The organism is Plantactinospora sp. WMMB782 (assembly GCF_049179135.1).
Classification (GTDB): Bacteria; Actinomycetota; Actinomycetes; order Mycobacteriales; family Micromonosporaceae; genus Plantactinospora.
In genome coordinates, this window is record NZ_JBMHMC010000007.1 from 7,670,920 (window position 1) to 7,689,448 (window position 18,529).

Here is an 18,529-nt window from a genome sequence, read left to right on the forward strand (position 1 = left end):
CGCTCGACGAGCGAGGTAACTGGCGGATTGCCCCGGCTCGGGTGGGGAATATCGGGCGGTGCTCATCGCGATCGCCGCGTCCCTGGCTGCCGGAGCGTGCTTCGCCGTGGCCGGCGTTCTGCAGCAACACGAGGCCAGCGCGCGGCCGAACGAGGAGGCGATGCGGTTCCGGCTGCTGGCGGCCCTGGCCCGCCGCAGGCGATGGCTCGTGGGGCTCGGCCTGGCGGTGCTGTCGTACGCCTTCCAGATGCTCGCCCTGGCAAACGGACCACTGATCCTGGTGCAGCCGCTGGTGACCACCGAACTCGTCTTCGCCATCCCACTGGCCGCCCGGCTGCGGGGCTGCCGCATCGGGCTGCGGGAGTGGTCGGGTGGGATCGCCGTGGCGGTGGGCCTGGCCGCGGCCCTCGCCGCCGCCAGGCCGGGCGGCGGCTCGCCGGTCGCGAGTACGGGGGGTTGGCTGCTGACAATCGGCGTGGTCGCCGCGCTGACCGCTGTCACGCTGACGCTGAGCCGCTGTTTCTCGGGCAGCCCCAGGGCGTCGTTGGTGGCGCTGGCGGCCGGACTGACCATGGGAACCCAGTCGGCCCTGCTGGCCGTCACCGTGCACCGACTCGGTGCGGGTGCGGCGGTGCTGTTCACCGCCTGGCAGACGTACCTGCTCGTGCTGGTCAGCATCGCCGGCCTGGTGCTGATCCAGACCGCCTACCAGGTGGGCCCGCTCGCGGCCAGCGCACCGGTGATCGACGCGGCCGAGCCGCTGGTGGCCGTGGTCATCGGAGTCGCGCTCTTCGGGGAGTCCGTCCGTACCGGCTGGGCAGCCGGTACGGTCACCGGGGCGGGGCTGTTGCTACTGCTCGCCGGCATCGTGCTGCTGGACACCTCACCGATGCTGGCGGCGCTGCACGAGCGGGAAGAGGCCGCCCGGCCGGCGTAGCCGGCACCGGCCCTGGCAGCCGTTCCGGCCGAACGACACGTCCGGCTGGCCCTTTGCCGCCCAGACCGGGGTTGACGGGCCAGCGCGAGCGCGGGGGGCCTGCCGGGCGGCGCCGGCCCGGCGGCCACATTGCCCGGGAACCCGGGCCGACGTCGTTGCCGGTGGAAGAAGACCGCCATCGCACTCAGCCAGATGGTGACCCGACCGAATCGTCGGCGGCCGGCGTCGACTGGCGGATACTTCCTGGATCATTCAGCGATTGAACTGGATCATTCAGCGATCTGGGCTGGGGCGGCGGTGGCGTGGGCTGCCTGACGTAGTCATTCAGAGTCGTCACGGCGAACAAATACCCCATCTCGTGGAACTCGTTAGACAGGCAGAGGGCAAGCCAGGTCAACCTCATGGGACGGGACGTCCGCCTCCAATCTCGCGAGGGAGGCGAACGTCCTCCTGGAGGGAGACCGTGCCGTATGGGTGCGCCACACCACGCACCAACCGGGGCCAACCAAGACCGACAGGTGGAGGAAGGCAGGCGAGGTGACCGTCCTGGCGCTCAGGGCGCTCAGGGCGCTCAGGCGCTCGCCGCGACCGCGACGCTGATAGCCGCGATCGTGTCCGGGAACGGGTGTGGGCCCACCTGACCGACCGGTCGGTGAGCCCACACCAGAGCGGAGACCTCCGCCTCGGGGCCGCAAACCGTGGGGCGGAGGTTCCTCCGTCACATCTAAGAGGACGTCTGATTCACGTAGTTCGTCGGTTATGTGGGTTTAGCCGTATCGCCAGGTTGGGGTGGTTCGGTGGTGAGGCGTTTGGCGAGGTTGTCGATCATAACGAGAGTGATCATGCTGACGGAGTTGTTGGGTCGGGCTTCGTAGTCGCGCACGAGCCTGCGGGGGTGCATGAGCCAGCCGAGGGTGCGTTCGACGACCCATCGGCGCCTGACCATGTGGAAGCCCTTGGCTTTCGGGTCCTCGGTGACGATCTCAACGTCGACGCCGACGGCGGCGCCGTGTTCGACGACGCGATTCTTGAACCCGGCGTCGACCCAGGTCGTGGCCAGGGTGGGCTGGGGTGTGCGGTGATGGCCTGGTCGAGCAGGTCCACGCCGATGGTGTTGTCGCTGGCGCTGGCGGCGGTGACGATGACGGCGAGCAGCAGGCGAGGGTGTGGGTGATGATGCCGCGTTTGCCGCCGACGATCTTCTTTTCGACGTCGGTGCCCCGTGTGGACAGTGGGAAGTTGATGGAGGTCTTCACACTCTGGGTGTCCATGATGGACGCGGTGGGGCATATGGTGCGGCCGTGGTGTCGCGGACGAGGCCGGTGAGGGTGTAGTTCAGGTCGGTGAAGATGCCTTCCTTATGGGCGCGGGCCGATCGAGGGCTTGGATCTGCGACTTCTCGTCTACGGCAAGGACCATGGCGGCCTCGGGCGGGTCCAGGTACAGGAGCAGGGACGCGGGCAGCGGCATGGGTGCATCATCGCAGTTCGTCGAGCCGCCGGGTTCGCTGCCTCGGCCGGACCGCGTACCGTCCGGCGCTCCGCCGAGCGGACGGGTAGGGGCCGACCGGACCAGCACGGCGGCGGGTACTGGCAACTGGCCGGACCATCTTGGTGGCCACCCCGCGTCCGCCCCGTCCCGAGGTCCCCTCGCCCCGCCCACCGTACGGAGACCCTGGATCGCGTCGTCCGGTTCCGGTGGGAGAAGGTTCAGTCAGATGGCCGATAGCGCGATCTGTCCAGGTTGGTCGATGCTCAGATCGGTCGCGTCCGGTGGGGAGGGCTGATGGCGAGTGAGCTGATGCGCATCATGACCAAGGACGGGGAGGAGATCTTCGTCGAGGTCGACGACGAGGCAGCCGGTTTCCAGCCGGTCAGCCGGCACGGGACGATCATCGAGGCCCGGGAGCGGTTCGAGAAGGGTCTACAGGACGTCAGCGCCGCCGCGCAGAAGGCTCTGGGGGTGTTCCGGGACGGCACGCTCCGCCCCGACGAGATCGAAATCGAGTTTGGCGTCCGGTTCAACTGGGAGGCCGGTGCCGTGTTCGCCAAGACCGCCGCCGAGGGCCACCTGACGGTCAAGCTGAACTGGTCCCGCGAGGGGTCGCCCGGTCAGGCCAGCACGGCCTGATGCCGCGGCCCCAGTGGCACGCCCGGATCGACGTCGCCGATCCGCGTAGTGGCGGGAGCGGCTTCCTCGTCGACAACCGCCACGTACTGACCTGCGCGCACGTCGTCTCCGAGCACGACGCGGCAACGGTGTCGTTCGTCGGCACCCAGCACGTCGACCTGCCGGCAGTGGTGCAGCAGTGCAACTGGGAGTGGCGGTCCGGCGGACCCGACGTGGCGCTCCTGCGGCTGGCCGAGCCGGTCCCGTTGATCCCCGCCGTGCTCGCCTCGTTCTCCGCCGTGGAGATCTTCAGCGAGCACGACCTGAACGCCTTCGGCTTCCCCGGAGGGCATGTCCAAGCCGGCATCATCAGCGGTTTCCGGGCCAAGCCGGCGCGGCTCGGCAACGGCGTCTGCCAGTTGAAGTCCATCGACGACGTCGAGGTACCGCTGGAACGGGGTTTCAGCGGAGCGGCGGTCTACGTCGACGGCAGCTACGAGGTGCTGGGCATGGTGACCTCGTCGGACCTCCGCGGCGGCGACGGGCGGGTCGGGGCGATGCTGCCGCTGGAGGAGATCGCCGTCTTCTGGCCACCGCTGGCCGACCTCGTCGGGCTCGGTCCGTTCAGCCCGGCGGAATACCGCAGCCTGCGCGCGGCGCTGGAGCCGATCAGGACTCCGGTCGCCGACGTCACCCGCCTCTATGCCGAGGCGTTCAGCCGCTGGGAGGGCCTGCAACCGGCGGCTTCCCCGGCGCTGAGCAGCGTGCTCGCGGTCGCGGAGGCACTCGCCACCGTCACCCACTGCCCGGTCGGCGACGTCCGCCGGCTCGTCGCCGACCTGCTGTACCTCGTCGCCCGCGAGCATCCCGAGGCGAAGACGGCGATCCTGGCCTGGATGGACCGGCACCTCTTCGCACACTCCGGGGGCCGGTTCGGCGGCGGCTGGCCCGGTGTCGAGTCCGGGCCGGTCGCGGAGAGCGACGGTGGCGCGGCCGGGCGGTCCTGGATCGTCGTACGCATCGCGCCGACCGCACGCAGCCGCGAGACCCGCCAGCTCACCATCTGGACGGCGGCGCGGGCCGAGAGCGGCCTCGACGCGCCGGTCTTCGACGATCCGGTGTCGGAGGCGGAACTCCAGCAGACGGTCGAGCGATACCTGCCGGAGGCGCTGTCCAGGCTGCCAAGGAAGCGGCCCGTCACCGTCGAGTTCGTACTGCCCCGGGGACTGCTGTCCATGCCGGTCGACGAGTGGCGCACACAGCCGCAGCACAGGGTGATGCTCGGCTGGCGGTGGCCGGTCGTCGTACGCGACCTCACCTGGTTCTACGAGCCGGAGCCGCGGGAACTGGAGGAACGCGCCAACGCCCTGGGCGAGCTGGACGGCACCCTCGACGCGGTCATGCGGTGGCGGCACTGTCGGAGTCCGGAGAGCATGGCCGGCTTCGACGCCTGGCTGTGGGGCGAGGAGTACCCACTCGTACTCGGACTGACCGGCCCGTGGGCCAGCGACGAGCGGATCGACTCGGCGGTGGCCAACGGGGTGCCGGTGCTGTTGTGGCAGCGCTCCCCCTGCCCCGACGACCACCTCGACCCCGCGAACCCGTGTTTCGGGGTCGAGCTGCACAGCACGGCCGAGCGGAAGCTGCACGGTGTCGCGGTCGACGCGCTGCCGGAGAAGGTCCGGCTGCTGCGGGCCAGGCTCGGCGGCGACGGCACCGGGTGCGGCGTGTCGTTGTTGTGGTACGACCGGCGACGACCGACACCACCGCCGCTGGAATTCGCCGAGTAGGAGTTGCCTTGCCTGACGTGCCCGCCTGGTGCATTTATCAGGGGACCGGCGTGCCCCACGACTCGATCGACCAGCTGCCGAAACCGCCGCCGTGGCGGGTCTTCGACGAGGAGGCCGAGCCGATCACACCGTGGGTGGACCAAACGGACGCGGAACAGCGCAGCGGCGAGAACTACCGGCCGGACCGGGAGATCGTCGAACTGGTCAACGCGGCGCTCTATCTGCGCCGTCCGCTGCTGGTCACGGGCCGCCCCGGCACCGGCAAGTCGACCTTGGCCACCGCCATCGCCCACGAGTTGAGGTTGGGCCGGGTGCTGCGCTGGAACATCACCAGCCGGGTCGCAGTCAGGGACGGGCTCTACCAGTACGACCCGCTGGCCCGGCTCTACCGGGCGAGTCGCCGGGCTGAGGAGCCGGAGAAGGCGGACGAGGACGTCGGCCGGTTCATCCGGCTCGGTCCGCTCGGTACGGCCCTGCTGCCGGGAGAGCGGCCCCGCGTCCTGCTGATCGACGAGATCGACAAGAGCGACCTCGACCTGCCCAACGACCTGCTGACCATCTTCGAGGACGGGGCGTACGAGATCCCCGAACTCGTCCGGCAGGCCGAACAGGCCGCCGACGCGTACGTCATGACGGCCGACAGCACCGAGCGGGTCCTGGTGCACGAGGGTCGGGTACGCTGCCGCAGCTTCCCGATCGTCATCATGACCAGCAACGACGAGCGGGAATTTCCGCCGGCCTTCCTGCGCCGATGCATCCAGGCAACGCTGGCGCAGCCGGACGGCGCGAAACTCAACGAAATCGTCGGTGCCCACCTAGCGGACATCGCCGACGAGAGCGCCGACCTGATCGACGAGTTCCTCGACCGCCGGGACCCCGGCGAACTCGCCACCGACCAGTTGCTCAACGCCATCTACCTGACGGACCGGGCCGGTCGCTCCGGTGGGGTCGACCGGCGCCAGCTCGCCCGGAGCGTGATGGCTTACCTCACCCGCAGGCCCGATGACCGCTGAGCGGCTTCGGCGGGTCATCTCGGCGGTCGGCGGCGAGCCGACCGCCCGGGAACTCGCGGAGACGCTCTGGCTGGCGCGGCAGTTGGCCGGCGACCGGAGGCCACCGGGGCGGGAGACCGGCCCGGAACCGGCGCCCGGGGCACTGCCCGCGCCGGTCGACCCGCCCGACGACGGGTCGGTCGAACCGGAGGAGCTGCCGGCGCCGCCCGGCCGCTCGCCGCTCGACGCCGTCACGGTGGACGAGACCGCCCTGCATTCGCGGCCGGCCGGGCCGGAGCGACCCACGCCGGGCGTGCCGGACGACCCCGACCCGCCCGGCTCGTCGGCCGTCGAGGCGCGGGTACCGCAGACTGCGGCCCTGCCCGACCGGCGCGACTTCCAGCGGGCGTTACGTCCGCTGATGCGACGGGTGCCGTCGTCCCGGATGGATGTGCTGGACGAGGAGGCAACCGCCCGGTTCGTCGCCGACCACCCGGGTACGGGCCGGACCTGGCCGCCGGTCCTGCGGCCGTCGACGCAACGGTGGCTGGACGCGGCCGTGGTCGTCGACTGCACGGATTCGATGGCCATCTGGCGCCAGCTCGCGACCGAGGTGACCGATTCGTTCGCCGGGTCGGGGGCCTTCCACCGGATCACGAGCTGGCGGTTGACCAGTGTCGACCGGGGGCGGCGCGCGGTCGTGTCGACCTGGACGGGTGAGGAGCGCAGCCCGGCCGAGCTGGTCAACCCGAACGGCCGCCGGGTGGTCTTCGTGCTGAGCGACTGTGTCGACCGGATGTGGCACCTGGGCGCCGCCGGTTCGCTGTTGCACCGTTGGGGACGGCACGGCCCGGTGACCATCCTGCAACCACTGCCCGAACGTCTCTGGGCCCGTACTGGCGCCCGGACGATCCCCGGCCGCCTGGCGCTGCCCCGGCCGGGTGCCCCCAACACCGACCTCAGGTTCACGTCGTTCGACCGGATGCGCGTGCCACCGGGCACGCTGATGCCGGTACTGGAGATCTCCGGCGACTGGCTCGCACGCTGGACCGGCATGCTGGCCGGCTCGGCACCGGTCACCTCGGCCGTCACGGTGGTCACCGAACATCGGGTGGACCGGATGGTGCCGCGCACCAGTTCGACACCCAGCCCGCTGCAACGGGTCAGGTACTTCCGCTCCGTGGCCTCGCCGCAGGCGTTCCGGCTGGCCGCCTACGTCGCGATGAGCGAGCCGCACCTGCCCGTCATCCGGCACATCCACCAGTCGATGTTCCGGCCGGCCCTCCCGGCGCACCTCGCCGAGGTGCTGCTCAGCGGACTGCTGCGGGTCGTCGACGGCGGCGCCGGGCACTACCAGTTCGTCGACGGGGTGCAGCGGCACCTGCTCGACTCGCTGACCCGGCCTGAGGTCTCCCGCGCCGGCGAGCTGCTGGAGCGGATCTCGCAATCGGTCCAGGCCCGGATGTCGTTGGCGCGGGACCGATTCACGGCGCTGACGCCCGGTGCCGGCGAGCAGGTCATCGGCGCCGACAGTGTCCCGTTCGCCGTGATCAGCAGCATCGGCCGGGACTGCCTCGACCGGTCGAGAAACCCGCTACGCAGCCCGGTCGCCCCGCCGCCGGAGACCGAATCGGATCGGACGGCCGGTCGGGCGGGCGGTGCCAGGGCCGAACCGCCGGGGGCCGGACCGGAAGCCGGGGCCGGCGTCGAGGGCGGCACGGCCGGGGCCGTACCACCGGTCGACGACCTGCTCGCTCCGGAGCGCGCGGTGGTGCGGTTCCACGGGCGTGCCGCCGAGATCGCCGACCTGGAGCGTTGGTGTACGGGTGACGGGCCGGCGGTCCGGCTGGTCACGGGCCCGGTCGGCCGGGGGAAGACCCGGCTGGCGCTCGAACTCGTCGGGCGCCTGCTGCGGGCCGGGTGGCGGACGTTTCTGCTGCCCCGGGACCGGGTCGCCGACGCCGCCGGCGCCTGGCGGTCGTACCCCGACGGGGTGCTCGTCGTCGCCGACCGGGCCGAGGCGTTTCCGGAAGCCGTGCTGGACCTCGCCGGCCACGGCACCGTACCTGGCGCGCGGGTCCGGCTGCTCGTCCTGGCCCGGTCGGCCGGGGACTGGTGGCGGGAGCTGTGCCGCCGGGACGGTTCCGGGCTGCTCCGGCAGGCCCAGGTCGAGGTTCTGCCGCCGTTCCCGACCGACCCGGCCGGACGGGGCGACGCCTTCCGGCAGGCGGTGCGGGACCTCGCCGGGGCGTTGCCGACGACCGGCCCGGCGCAGCACCCGGGGGAACCGGACCTCCGGCTGGCCGTCCCGGATCTGCGCCACGACCGGTTCGGCTCCCCGCTCAACCTGCATTTGCTCGCCCTGCGGCTGCTCCTCGCCGAGCTGGCGCCGGACACCTCGGCGGCGATCCTCGGCGGCGTCGTACGGGAGGTACTGGGCCGGGAGCGCCAGTACTGGGAGCGTACGGCGATCGCCGCGCAGATCTCCTATCCGTCGCCGGCACTGCTCGACGGGTTGGTGGCGGCCGCCGCGTTGTACGGTGCCAGCTCGGCCGTCCAGGCCCACGAGGTCGTACGGCGGAGCCGGCCAGCGGCCGGCACCGACCAGGCCACCGTGCACCGGCTGGCCACCTGGCTGCACGAGCTGTATCCGGGCGGCCCCGGCCGCTACTGGGGCCCGGTCGAGCCGGAAGCGGTCCGGCAGCGGCTGGTCCTCTCGGCGGTCCTGGGCGACCGTACGCTGGTCAGCAACGCCCTGCCACACCTCGACCCCGAGCAGGGCGAGCGGGCCCTGGCGCTACTCGGACCGGCGTGCGCGGGCTATCCTGAGCTGGCCGAGGACGTCTGGACGGCCGCCGTCACCCGACCGGCCTGGGTGACCTCCCTGCTGCGGGAGACCCGCCAGCGGCTGCCGGCGGTGCCGCCGGCCCTGCTGGCCAGGGTCCGCGCGCCGTTGCGGGACCCGAACACGCCGCTCGCCCTGCTCCATGCGATCGCCGACGGGCTCGACGACGACGCGGCGGTCTTCGCCGGCCAGCGCCCGCGCGCCGCCGCCGAACTGGTCGCGGGTTACCGGCGGCTCGCCGAGGCGACGTACCGGCACCTGCCCCGGCTGGCCGACGCGCTGCACCAGCAACGGGAGTGCCTGCGCGGCTTCGGTCGGGACCGGGAGGCGCTCGATCCGGTCGCCGAGGAGGTGGAGTTGCGCGGACGGATCGTCGACAGCGCCGGCACTCGAGTCTCTCCGGCGGCGCTCGCCGCTCTCGCCGCGAGCCTGGACGCCCAGACCGACCTGCTGATCCGGGCCGGGATGTCGGTGCAAGCGCTCCGCGCCGCCACCCGCGCGGTCGACCAGTACCGGCGGCTCGACACCGCCTGGCCGAACCGGTACCTGCCGGAGATGGTCGCCGCGCTCACCGTGCACGCCCGGCTGGCCAGCGGCGTCGGCCGGCTCGCCGAGGCGGCCGACTCGGCCGCGGCCGCGGTGGAGGCGAGCCGGCACCTCGTCGGCTCCGGCGGTCAGCGGTACGAGGAGGATCTCGCTGCCGCCCTCGGCGTGCTCGCCTCGGTGCACCGGGCCCGGGGTGACCGGGACGCGGCGGTGGACGCGAGCAGCGAGGCCGTCGCGGCGTACCGGCTGCTCGCCGGCCGCGACCCGGCGCGGTCGTGGCCGATGCTGGCGAGGGCGCTCGTCCAGCACGCCAGCGACCTGGGCGAGTTGGGTTCGCCGCAGCTCTCGCTGCCGGTACTCGCCGAGGCGGTGGCAATCCTCGGCGACCTCGCCACCGACTCCACCGGCGAGTTCCTCCCCGAGCTGGCGACCGCGCACCATTTGGAGGCCGTTCACCTGCGGGACCTGGAGCGGCACGAGCATTCGCTCGCCGCGCTGGCCCGCACGATCGACCTGTACCGCCGGCTGGCCGCCGCCGACCCCGGGACGTACCGGATCACCCTGGCGGTGACGCTGAGCCACCAGGCGACCGAACTGACCGAGACCGGCCGGATCGCGTCCGCGCTCGAGGTGCTGACGGAGTCCTGCGCAATCCTCGGCGACCTGCACGCGGAAGATCCGGCGAACCGGCGGACCCGGAGCCTGCTGATCAACGTGCACGGCGACCTCGCCCGGCTCTGGGAGTGGTTCGACGACGCCGAGCAGGCCCGGCGGCACCGGCTGGAGGCGCAACTCCTGCTGGACGGTCCCGATCAGGACGGGACCGACGGCGCGGCCGGCTGACATCCCCGCCGGTCGCGACCGACAGTCAGTTGAAGATGCCCAACACGCCCTGCGTCCAGGCCCGGACCTCCTCGATGCCACCGAGGAGCGTCTGCGGGATCTCCACCGCCACCGCGCCGGCGACCCCCGCCAGTAGGAGCAGACCCGACCCGGCCATGATGATCAGGCGGGCGGCGCGGTAGCTGGGCGGCAGGTCGTCAGCGGCCATGACCGGTCCCGGCGGCGGAGAGGAGTCCCTCGCGGGACAGGATCCAGGCCAGTGGTGCCGACGGGTCGTGAGTGCGGTCCGTCAGCGACCCGCACCAGAAATACCGCACGTCGCCGAAGTCGCGTTCCGCCCCGACGACCAGGTTGTCCAGTCCCTGCTCGTCGAGCCAGCGCCGGACCGCAGGCGAGTCCCGTTCCAGGCGCTGCCCGCCGGAGAACGCTTGGAGCAGGTCGGCCTTGGTGACCACGAACGCGAGACGGCAGCGGCGGGTGTCGACGCCACGATGGCGCATACCGGTGACCACGGCCTCGTAGGAGTCCGCCGGGTCGTGGCTCGCGGTGCGTACCGCCGTCGCCAGCCGGGGCGGCACCTTCGCCAACCCGCCGTGAACCGCCGGGACGGAGAAGGGATCGAGGACGAAGAGGTAGTTGCGGGCGTCGTCGAAGTAGCCGTGGCCGCCGACTCCCCGGTCCACCAGCGCGGCTCCTCGGGCGTCGAAGAGCTGGAGCAGCACCCGGCCGAAGCCCCGCCGCAGTGCGACGGTAACTGTCCTGGCTGGCTGGCCGACGGTCGCCGGGGCCGGTTCGAGCCGCTTGACCGAGAAGTCCGTCGGTTCCAGCCGGCGCGGCAGCTCGGCCAACCCCGCGTCGATCAGCGCCGTCTTCCCGGCCGCCGCCGCGCCGAAGACCGCGACCCGGACCTGGGTCGCCAGGCCGGTGCCGTCCGGGAGCGACGTCCCGCACTTGGGACAGCGCGCCGCCAGTGTCCTGGCCGCCCTCGGCATGCCGCTGGGCAGGACGTTCCCGCAGCCACAGCGGCGCAGCCACACCCCCTGCGTCCCCGGCTGGAGCATCCGGTGCCGGTCGGAGTTCGCGAGGTCCCGGGCCGAGTGCCGACCGGGGCAGGTGAAGACCGGCAGCTCGATCATGAGATAGCAGTTTGGGCAACAGGAGGTGGTGCGGCGAAGCCGGCGGCGAAGCCGCTCCGCACCCTGCTGCACCATCACCGACGGCACCCCGACGGCCCAGGTCAGCAGGGTGACGGTCCCGGAGGCGGTGCCGACGGCGACGACGGCGACAAGCACGCCGACGGTGAGGCCGGCGAGGGTGGCGGCCGGGAGAGCCAGTACGGGCCAGCCGAGGAGCACCGTCCAGCTACGGGTCCTGCCGCCGTGGTCCGGCAACACGTCGAGAAACCGGGCGTGGAACCGGGGCAGTCTCGGCAGCCGCCGCCAGCCGGCCTGCCAGAACTGGCGGACGTCGAACAGCGCGTTCGCGGCGACGGTTTTCAGGTCGTACCAGACCTGGCCGAGAAAGTAGTGCGGCCACGCGTAGTCGTACGACCTCGGTCCACCCGGGACGCCGACGCCGTGGGCGCGTACGTCGGCCGGGGTGCGTACCCGGCCCGCCCGGATCCCGGCCAGCACCAGCACCGCCTCGGCCAGCCCGAACACCAGACCCCCGGCGAATCCAAGTACCGAGGCGTAGAGCACGTACGGCGCCAGCAGCACCAGCAGCACGACCTGGATGCAGAGGACGAGCAGTACGACCCCGAGGAGGATGCCGATCTCCGCCATCAGCGCCCCCGTCCCGGCCGGAATCTGCCCACTCCGCGTCGCCGGCCCGCCCTGACCGCGTTCTGCCAGGGGTCCGACCAGAGCGGTCCCAGCTCCTCGATCTGCCGGGTCACCAGGTCGAGCCGCTTCTGTGAACAGCGGCTGAGCCAGACCGAGACGATCCGGTCGAGTTCATTGCGCGAGGTGGGGCTGAGCTGCTGCGCCACCACCGGCGAGAGCCTGAGGGCGTGCACCAGGACGAACGCCATCGCGACGTGGGCCGGCTCGGAGTTCCGGCTCAACTCGGTACGCAACCGCCGGGCGAGCGGCTCGGTGAGTACCGGCGCGGGCGCCAGCACGGCGGCGACCGCCGCCGCAGCCGGCGCGACGAGCATCGTCTCCAGCAGCTCCGGCAGCCGGCCGTCGACGACGCTCGGCGACGCCCGGGCCATCAACACGGTGATTGCGGCGATGTCCGGCTTCTGCTGGGGCAACAGCTCGATCGTCTGCTCCAGCGCGGCGTGTCCCTCAATGATCTCGACCACGCCGTTCGGCGGCCGCCAGATCCCGTGCTCCAGCAGCGCCCGGCCGGCGGCGACGTCGGCGCGGTCGGGGGGTGGACGGTCCTGGACGAGCTGCTCGGCGAGCAGCGCGAAGACCCGGGGATCCAGCGGCATCCCCCTGGGCACGAGCCGGCACACCGTGCGGGCCTCGCCGGGCGTCGGCACCCGGTCGGCCCAGAGCACCGCCGCCGTCCGGTTGACCATGCCGATCGGGTCCGGCCCGCGCGCCGCCTCGGCCAGGCACTGCTCGACCAGGTCCTCCTGCTGCTGCGGCGGCAGGTACCGCAGCGCGGCCGAGACGACGACCTCGTCCAACACCCCGTCCAGCCGCATCGGCTCGCGCAGCAGGACATCCCACCAGAGGTCGCCGAGTTCCCGGCTCCGACGCGGGTCGGCAGCCAGCCGCTCGGTCAGCTCGGCGCGGAGCAGCTGCTCGATCTCCGCCCGGCCGGCCCACAACTGCGGGTCGTACGGACGGTCCGGGTGCTCGGCCCAGTCCAGGACGAACCGGCGCAGACTCGGCTGGAGCTTGCTGATCTCCGGCTGGATGCCGAACCGGCCGCAGACCCGCAGCGCGGCGTCGAAGCGCACCGGATCCGCCGACCGGAGGGTGTCGGTGAGCAGCGCCCGCGCCGCCGCCTCCTCGTCCGAACCCGGGAACTCGGGGCCGGGCGGGCTGACCGGCCCGGTCTGGACCAGGCCGGTGCCGAGCGCCTCGGCGAGTTCCGCCTCGATCAGCGCGAGCCGCACGGTGGGCCCCCGGTGCGGGAAGGTGGCGGCACCGCTCGCCTCGTGCAACTGGCGCAGCACCTCGGTCGGCCACTCCGGGCCATGCTCCACCAGCAGGTCGACGATTTCCGGGCCGTACCGGCGCACCAACTGCGGCGGACCCTGGCGCAGCCAGGAGACGAGTTCGGGGGCGCCGCGCTCGTCGGGCCGGCGACGCAGGATGGCCGCCAAGGCGACGATGGTCGCCGCCTCGCCGGCCAACCCGGATGCCGCTGCCACCTCCACCGCGTCCACCACATCGAAAGGATCCTCGCCGAGGAAGAGGTCCGCCCAGAGCCGCGCGGCCGGTGCCGCCTCCCCCTGACTCCAGGCGTGCCGGACCAGGTCGAAGATCGCGTACCCCTGGTCGTTGTCGAGGTTGGCGCCGGCCGCGCTCCACTCCGGATGGACCGCCAGGACGTGCTGGGGTGCGTACGCCGGATTGAGCGTGAAGATCTTGAAGCCGATCCGGAGTGCCTCCCGCTGCGGCAGGAGCAGCGTCGCAGCGGTGACCCAGCGCAGCACCCCGACTGCCTCGTCGGCGACGAACAGCACCCGGCGGGTCCGGTCGAGCTGGCTGCGCCACAGCGCCGCGAGCAGCGCCGACAACATCTCGGCACCCTGTGGTTGCGCGCGTACGAACGCCTGCGCCTCGGTCACCCCGAACGGGCCGGGCCGCCAGCCCGGTTCGAGCGGGGGGCACTCGGTCGACGGTGCCGGCCGGTCCGTCCAGAACGGCGCCCCGAACAGTTGCGCCGGGCGCACCGTCCGGTACGAGGCCGGGTCGCTGGTGGTGATCGAGTGGGTGAGCTGGTTTCCCTCGCGTCCGCCGACGCTCTCCCGCCCGAGGTAGACGCCGGCGGCGGTAGCGAGCAGGCCGTCCCAGACGTGCGCGAACGACGGCGGGTACTCGCCGACCGGCCGCCGCTCCCGCATCCAGCTCGGCGGCGGCTCGTACAGCAGGTTGCGCTGGACCACCGACATCGCCCGGCCGTCGGCGCCGGCCGACCGGGCCTGGAACTGGAGCCCGGCCGTGCCCTGGAGGCCCTGGCCGGGCCGGCAGTCGGTGTAGATCAGGGTCTCGAACCGCCCGGTCACCGACGTGCCTGTCGGGGCACCACGCCGAAGCGGCTCAGCAGCCACAACAACGGCTCGTTGACCCGGTATGGTCGGACCCCGCCGTCGTCGACCATCGCGTTGTCGTAGTCGGGCGGCGCGCCGAGCGCCGAGACGAAGAAGTACCGGAACGTCTCGTAGTTGAACCGCAGGTGGGTGTCGATGTCGTCGCCCTGCCAGCCGCGCAGCAGGGCACGGACGTGCTCGTGGGTGTCCCGGCCGAGTGCGTCGTCGTACGCGGGAACCTGTCCGGGTTCCCGGCGCAGCGGGTGGCCCTCGCCCAGTTCCTCGAAGAAGGCGTCCATCTTGGCGAACGCCACGGCGAGCGGCTTGCGGATCCGCCGGTGACCGGGGACGCCGAGGTAGGCGCGCAGGCTCTCGGTGACCCGGCTGAGCACGTCGATGGTCGCCTCGGTCGAGGTGATGGCCGAGTCGGGCAGGTTAAGCCGTTCCCGCGCCTTCGGCAGCATGAACGGGTCGAGCAGCAGGATCAGGGCGTCCGCCGCGCCGATATACTCCAGGTCGTACGCCTGGGCCTGCCGGCTCAGGTCCTCCCCCGCTGTGTCGTAGAAGGAGAGGTAGCTGGTGTTGTAAACCGGTCTGGTGTGGAGCATCCGCCGGTCCCGCAGCCAGCTCCGGCGCTCGGCCCGCCATTCGAAGACCAGCGGCTCCTGCCGGCCCTTGATCGCCTGGGTGGTGGCCGGAAAGAGCTGGTGTCCGACGAACATCCGGTCGACGTTGTTTTCCAGCCACTGCAACGGCGACCGGAAGCCGCCCTGGCCGTCTCCGGTGAGCCGGATGTCGGCGTCGAACCGTCGGCGCAGCCCCGGTGAACGCAACTCCCGCGCAAGCACGGTCATGTAGACGGTCTTGCCGGTACCCTTCGCACCGACCATGGCGATCAGCGGCCCACGCGACTCGCCGAAGTTGGCCGGCAGCGGGGTGTGGCAGCAGGGGCAGGCGCGCATCCCGGTCCCGCCGTCGCAGTCCGGGCAGTACGCCTTCGACGTCGGACGCCACCGCTGTCCGCGCGGCGGCGGGAAGGTGGGGAGCATCGGTTCGGCGAAACCCGTCTCACGCCGTCGGGCCGCGTCGTCGATCGGCAGGCAGCCGTCGCGGTCGGCGCTTCCCTTGCCCATGCACTGGTACCAGAGCATGGCACCGTCGATCCGGTGGTAGCAGAACGGACAGGCGAGTCGCGGCATCAGGTCACCTTCATGGTGTGGACCGGGGGGTCGACGACGGTCAACCCGTCGTCCGGTCGGAAGAAGCAGCGGATCCAGTAGGGCTGGTGGCGTCGGGGCCGGGCTGGCAGCTCCACGTCGAACTCCACCGGTACCCCACCCGGCAGGTCCAGCCGGTGTGCGGGGCCGAGCGGCTCCCCGTGCTGCGCCGAGAGCGGCATCTCCAGGTCCCGCCCGACGACGACCTGCACCTCCGTACCCGGCCGGTCGACCTCGGCGGTGACCCGCACGGTCAGGCGTCCCCGGTTGAGCGGGTTCCACGAGCGGCGCAGCAGCGCGTACTCCACCCGCACGGCGCGCGGCGCCAGCGTCGCCTCGCGGGCCGGTGAGACGGCTTCGGCGCCCCCGACCGAGGTGATCGCGCGTACGCGTACCCGCGCGCCACCGCCGACCGCGTAGATCCGGTAGCCGTTGCTGGCCGTGTAGTCCGCCCGGCTGACACGTTCGGAGAAGGTGCCGCCGGCCGACGTCCACGCCACAACGGCGGTTCGGGAGCCGGCCGGCCAGACCCAGGAGACGACCGCGTCGTCGTTCCGTCGCTCCAACCGCAGCCGGCGTACGGACTCTGCCACCGCCCTGGCCACGAACCGGCCGACGGTCGCGGTCCCGTCGGCGACCAGGAACGGGACGTACACGTGGTAGCCGACCGGCACCTCGGCGACGACGACGGTCCGGCCGTCGACGGTCTCCCGCTCTCCGGCAAGCTCGGTGCCGAACTCCTCGATGGCGCTCGACTCGACCGTGGCGCCGGTGTTCCAGACCGGTGGCTCCGGCGCCCAGCGCACCCGCAGCACCTCGCCGGATCCGGGCTCCGGCCACCGGACCCGCACCCGGCAGCGCTCGCCCTCGACGTCGAGCGCCTCGACGTGCAGATCGTGTACCGCCGAATGTTGGTCGTCGAGCGGACCGGCAACGCCGGCACCGTCCGGCGGCCCGGGCGACCGGGCGGTCGGGGCCGACCACCCGGCGCGGCCCGACGGAGTACGGAGCGGCCAGGCGTCACCGGCCTCGGTGAACTGCTGCCGGATCAGCGACCTAGCCTGGCTCTGCCAGGGTCGGCCCGGGGTGTCGTGGCCGCCCAGCGGACCAGCGGCCGTGCCGTCGCCGCGCGGCACCCCGCCGACCGGGCCCGAACCCGTCCCGCTGCCATCGAGCCCACTGCCGCCGAGGGCGCCGGCCCCCCGGCCACTGGCGCCGCCGGCCGGCAGGCCGGTTGCCCTGCCGCCGCCGAGGCCGCCCGGCCCGGCGAGCCCGGTGCCCCCGGGGAGGCCACCCGACCCGGCAACCCCGGTGCCGCCGGTGGACCCGCCGGGCAGCACCGCCCCCTTGGCCGAGGTGGGCCCGCCGGGCAGGGCGGGCCGCTCACCACCGAGCAGTCCGGCGCCACCGACCAGTTGGCCGGCGCCGTCGGTCGCACCAGCGGGAGTCGGACCGGCCGGATCGGCGCTGTCGAGCGGCAGTGTCCCGGCCCGGCCGAGTGCCGAGGCGGCGACCTGCTCCTGCCACCAGGCCGGGTCATCGAGCACCGGACCGACGCTGCGGACCAGTTTCTCGTCGGCGACGAGCAGCAGTCGGCAGACCTCGGCACGGCTGTCCGGTCCGTCGGCCCGCTCCCGCCAGAACTCGCGCATCCGGGTCAGGTGCGCGGCGAGCTGGTCTGCCGACATCCCGGGCTCGATAGCGTACCGGGCCCAGAGATCTCCCGCAGGGAGCTGACCGTGGGTGCCCCGCAGGGGCTTGATGACCTCCCGGTCGTACCGTTTCGCGTCAAACGCCATCGGCGATCACGGAACAGACTCGGGATCGGACGGCCGCTGGTCGGCAGGGGGTGGCGCGCTCTTCATTCCGGCCCCATCGGCAGGATCGGGTACGAGTGACCCGTCGAGGTCATCACAGTGACGAAGGTGATCACAAGTGTTTGTCCGTCCCTCGACAGTAGACCGTTCGCCGAACCACCGGGTATGCCCGAACCGCCCCCAGGCGGCGACACGGTCGACGGCGTCGACCCCGGCGGGCCGCGCGGTGGACATCCTCGGGGCCGCCGGATGATTCTGTGGCGTGCTGTTGCGTGAGCTGGAATACCTGACGGCGTTGGCGCGGGAGCGGCACTCGCTCGGGCGGCCGCCGCCTGACACGTGCCGCAGCCGTCGCTGTCCGCCGCGATCACGAAACTGGAGCGCGAGTTGGACGTGCCGATCGTGTTGCGGGAACGCAGGTTCGCCGGGCTGACTCCAGATGGTGAACGGGTACTGCTGTGGGCGCATCGGATCCTGGCACGCTCCGCCAGGATCTGTCGTCGATGCGTGACGGGCTGACCGGCACGTTGCGGATGGGCGCCATCCCCACCGCGTTGACTGCCGCCTCGGTGCTGACCACCGAGTTCGAAATCGACGTGGTGACCTATCTGGACGACGAAACGCTCGGCCGGGTACGCACCGTTCCGCTCCACGAGGTGCGATACCTCCTGCTGCCCCCGGACCAAGAGCGCGTCGGCGCAACTTGGACACTCCAGCGAGGAGGTCACCGATACCTACTACATTGCCAAGCCCGTCCAAGCCCCCGACGTCTCCGAGATCCTCGAACGGCTCGGAACCGACCTCGATGGCCAGCCCGAAGCTGTAAAGCACAACGATGCACACGGATAACAAGCCTGGTCGGCGACACCCACAAACGGGGGTTTCGGGGAAGGTTCAAAACTCCATAGACAAAGACTAAAGCCCTGACCAGCGCTTCTGCTGGTCAGGGCTTTCTGTCTGTCGGGACGGCCGGATTCGAACCGACGACCCCTTGACCCCCAGTCAAGTGCGCTACCAAACTGCGCCACGTCCCGCCCCCGCGCGACACAGCCCGCGGCAGCCGGTACAGCGTAGCGCAGGACCCTTCCCTGCGCGCAGCAGCCCTACCGCTCTTCGTGCCGGAACCTGCCCGTCGAGTCCTGCCCCACGCCCCCTAACGCGTCCTAGGAAGATAGGTGGGTTGCTGGGGCCAGCACTGGATGCACGGGACCGGCAGA

11 protein-coding genes, 1 tRNA gene and 1 pseudogene are annotated in these 18,529 nt (G+C 72.2%); 6 read left to right on the forward strand and 7 right to left on the reverse strand.

The genetic code is table 11. The annotated features are described in order from the left end of the window. Positions 1–58: 58 nt before the first annotated feature. The gene (locus tag ACN28A_RS36210; protein WP_421403272.1) at positions 59–937 is read left to right on the forward strand and encodes a DMT family transporter; all 879 of its coding nucleotides are present in this window, start codon (positions 59–61) and stop codon (positions 935–937) included. 767 nt (positions 938–1,704) lie between these two features. Here ACN28A_RS36210 and ACN28A_RS36215 read toward each other — a convergent pair. Continuing rightward, positions 1,705–2,294, reverse strand: a pseudogene (locus tag ACN28A_RS36215) (transposase); the annotation flags it as partial. 428 nt (positions 2,295–2,722) lie between these two features. On the opposite strand from ACN28A_RS36215, the gene ACN28A_RS36220 reads away from it, so the two are divergent. The 4 genes from ACN28A_RS36220 to ACN28A_RS36235 are packed head-to-tail and all read left to right on the forward strand — an operon-like array spanning position 2,723 to position 10,062. Next, positions 2,723–3,067: a CU044_2847 family protein gene (locus ACN28A_RS36220; protein WP_421403274.1), complete on the forward strand. Its 345-nt coding sequence runs from the start codon at positions 2,723–2,725 to the stop codon at positions 3,065–3,067. Beyond that, the gene (locus ACN28A_RS36225; RefSeq protein WP_421403276.1) at positions 3,067–4,836 is read left to right on the forward strand and encodes a trypsin-like peptidase domain-containing protein; all 1,770 of its coding nucleotides are present in this window, start codon (positions 3,067–3,069) and stop codon (positions 4,834–4,836) included. The genes ACN28A_RS36220 and ACN28A_RS36225 overlap by 1 nt, the downstream gene beginning before the upstream one ends. A 50-nt stretch (positions 4,837–4,886) precedes the next feature. Then, positions 4,887–5,849, forward strand: coding sequence for an AAA family ATPase (locus ACN28A_RS36230; protein ID WP_421403278.1), 963 nt, complete (start codon positions 4,887–4,889; stop codon positions 5,847–5,849). Beyond that, positions 5,839–10,062: an SAV_2336 N-terminal domain-related protein gene (locus ACN28A_RS36235; protein ID WP_421403280.1), complete on the forward strand. Its 4,224-nt coding sequence runs from the start codon at positions 5,839–5,841 to the stop codon at positions 10,060–10,062. Before ACN28A_RS36230 ends, ACN28A_RS36235 begins: the two co-directional genes overlap by 11 nt. A gap of 25 nt (positions 10,063–10,087) precedes the next feature. On the opposite strand, the gene ACN28A_RS36240 is transcribed toward ACN28A_RS36235, so the two are convergent. The 5 genes from ACN28A_RS36240 to ACN28A_RS36260 are packed head-to-tail and all read right to left on the reverse strand — an operon-like array spanning position 10,088 to position 17,183. After that, positions 10,088–10,270 carry a hypothetical protein gene (locus tag ACN28A_RS36240; protein ID WP_421403282.1) on the reverse strand — a complete coding sequence of 61 codons (183 nt, stop codon included), beginning with the start codon at positions 10,268–10,270 and terminating at the stop codon, positions 10,088–10,090. Then, positions 10,260–11,846, reverse strand: coding sequence for a hypothetical protein (locus tag ACN28A_RS36245; RefSeq protein WP_421403284.1), 1,587 nt, complete (start codon positions 11,844–11,846; stop codon positions 10,260–10,262). Before ACN28A_RS36245 ends, ACN28A_RS36240 begins: the two co-directional genes overlap by 11 nt. Beyond that, complete coding sequence (locus tag ACN28A_RS36250; RefSeq protein WP_421403286.1) at positions 11,846–14,254, reverse strand: GTPase-associated protein 1-related protein; 2,409 nt, start codon at positions 14,252–14,254, stop codon at positions 11,846–11,848. The genes ACN28A_RS36245 and ACN28A_RS36250 overlap by 1 nt, the downstream gene beginning before the upstream one ends. After that, positions 14,251–15,477 carry a hypothetical protein gene (locus ACN28A_RS36255; RefSeq protein ID WP_421403288.1) on the reverse strand — a complete coding sequence of 409 codons (1,227 nt, stop codon included), beginning with the start codon at positions 15,475–15,477 and terminating at the stop codon, positions 14,251–14,253. The genes ACN28A_RS36250 and ACN28A_RS36255 overlap by 4 nt, the downstream gene beginning before the upstream one ends. Then, positions 15,477–17,183, reverse strand: coding sequence for a hypothetical protein (locus ACN28A_RS36260; protein WP_421403290.1), 1,707 nt, complete (start codon positions 17,181–17,183; stop codon positions 15,477–15,479). The genes ACN28A_RS36255 and ACN28A_RS36260 overlap by 1 nt, the downstream gene beginning before the upstream one ends. Before the next feature lie 468 nt (positions 17,184–17,651). Between ACN28A_RS36260 and ACN28A_RS36265 the strand changes: the two genes are divergently transcribed. Then, on the forward strand, positions 17,652–17,831 hold the full coding sequence (locus ACN28A_RS36265) for a LysR family transcriptional regulator (protein ID WP_421403292.1): 180 nt from the start codon (positions 17,652–17,654) through the stop codon (positions 17,829–17,831). 441 nt (positions 17,832–18,272) lie between these two features. Here the strand turns inward: ACN28A_RS36265 and ACN28A_RS36270 are convergent. Then, a tRNA-Pro gene (locus ACN28A_RS36270) sits at positions 18,273–18,346 on the reverse strand. Positions 18,347–18,529: the final 183 nt, after the last annotated feature.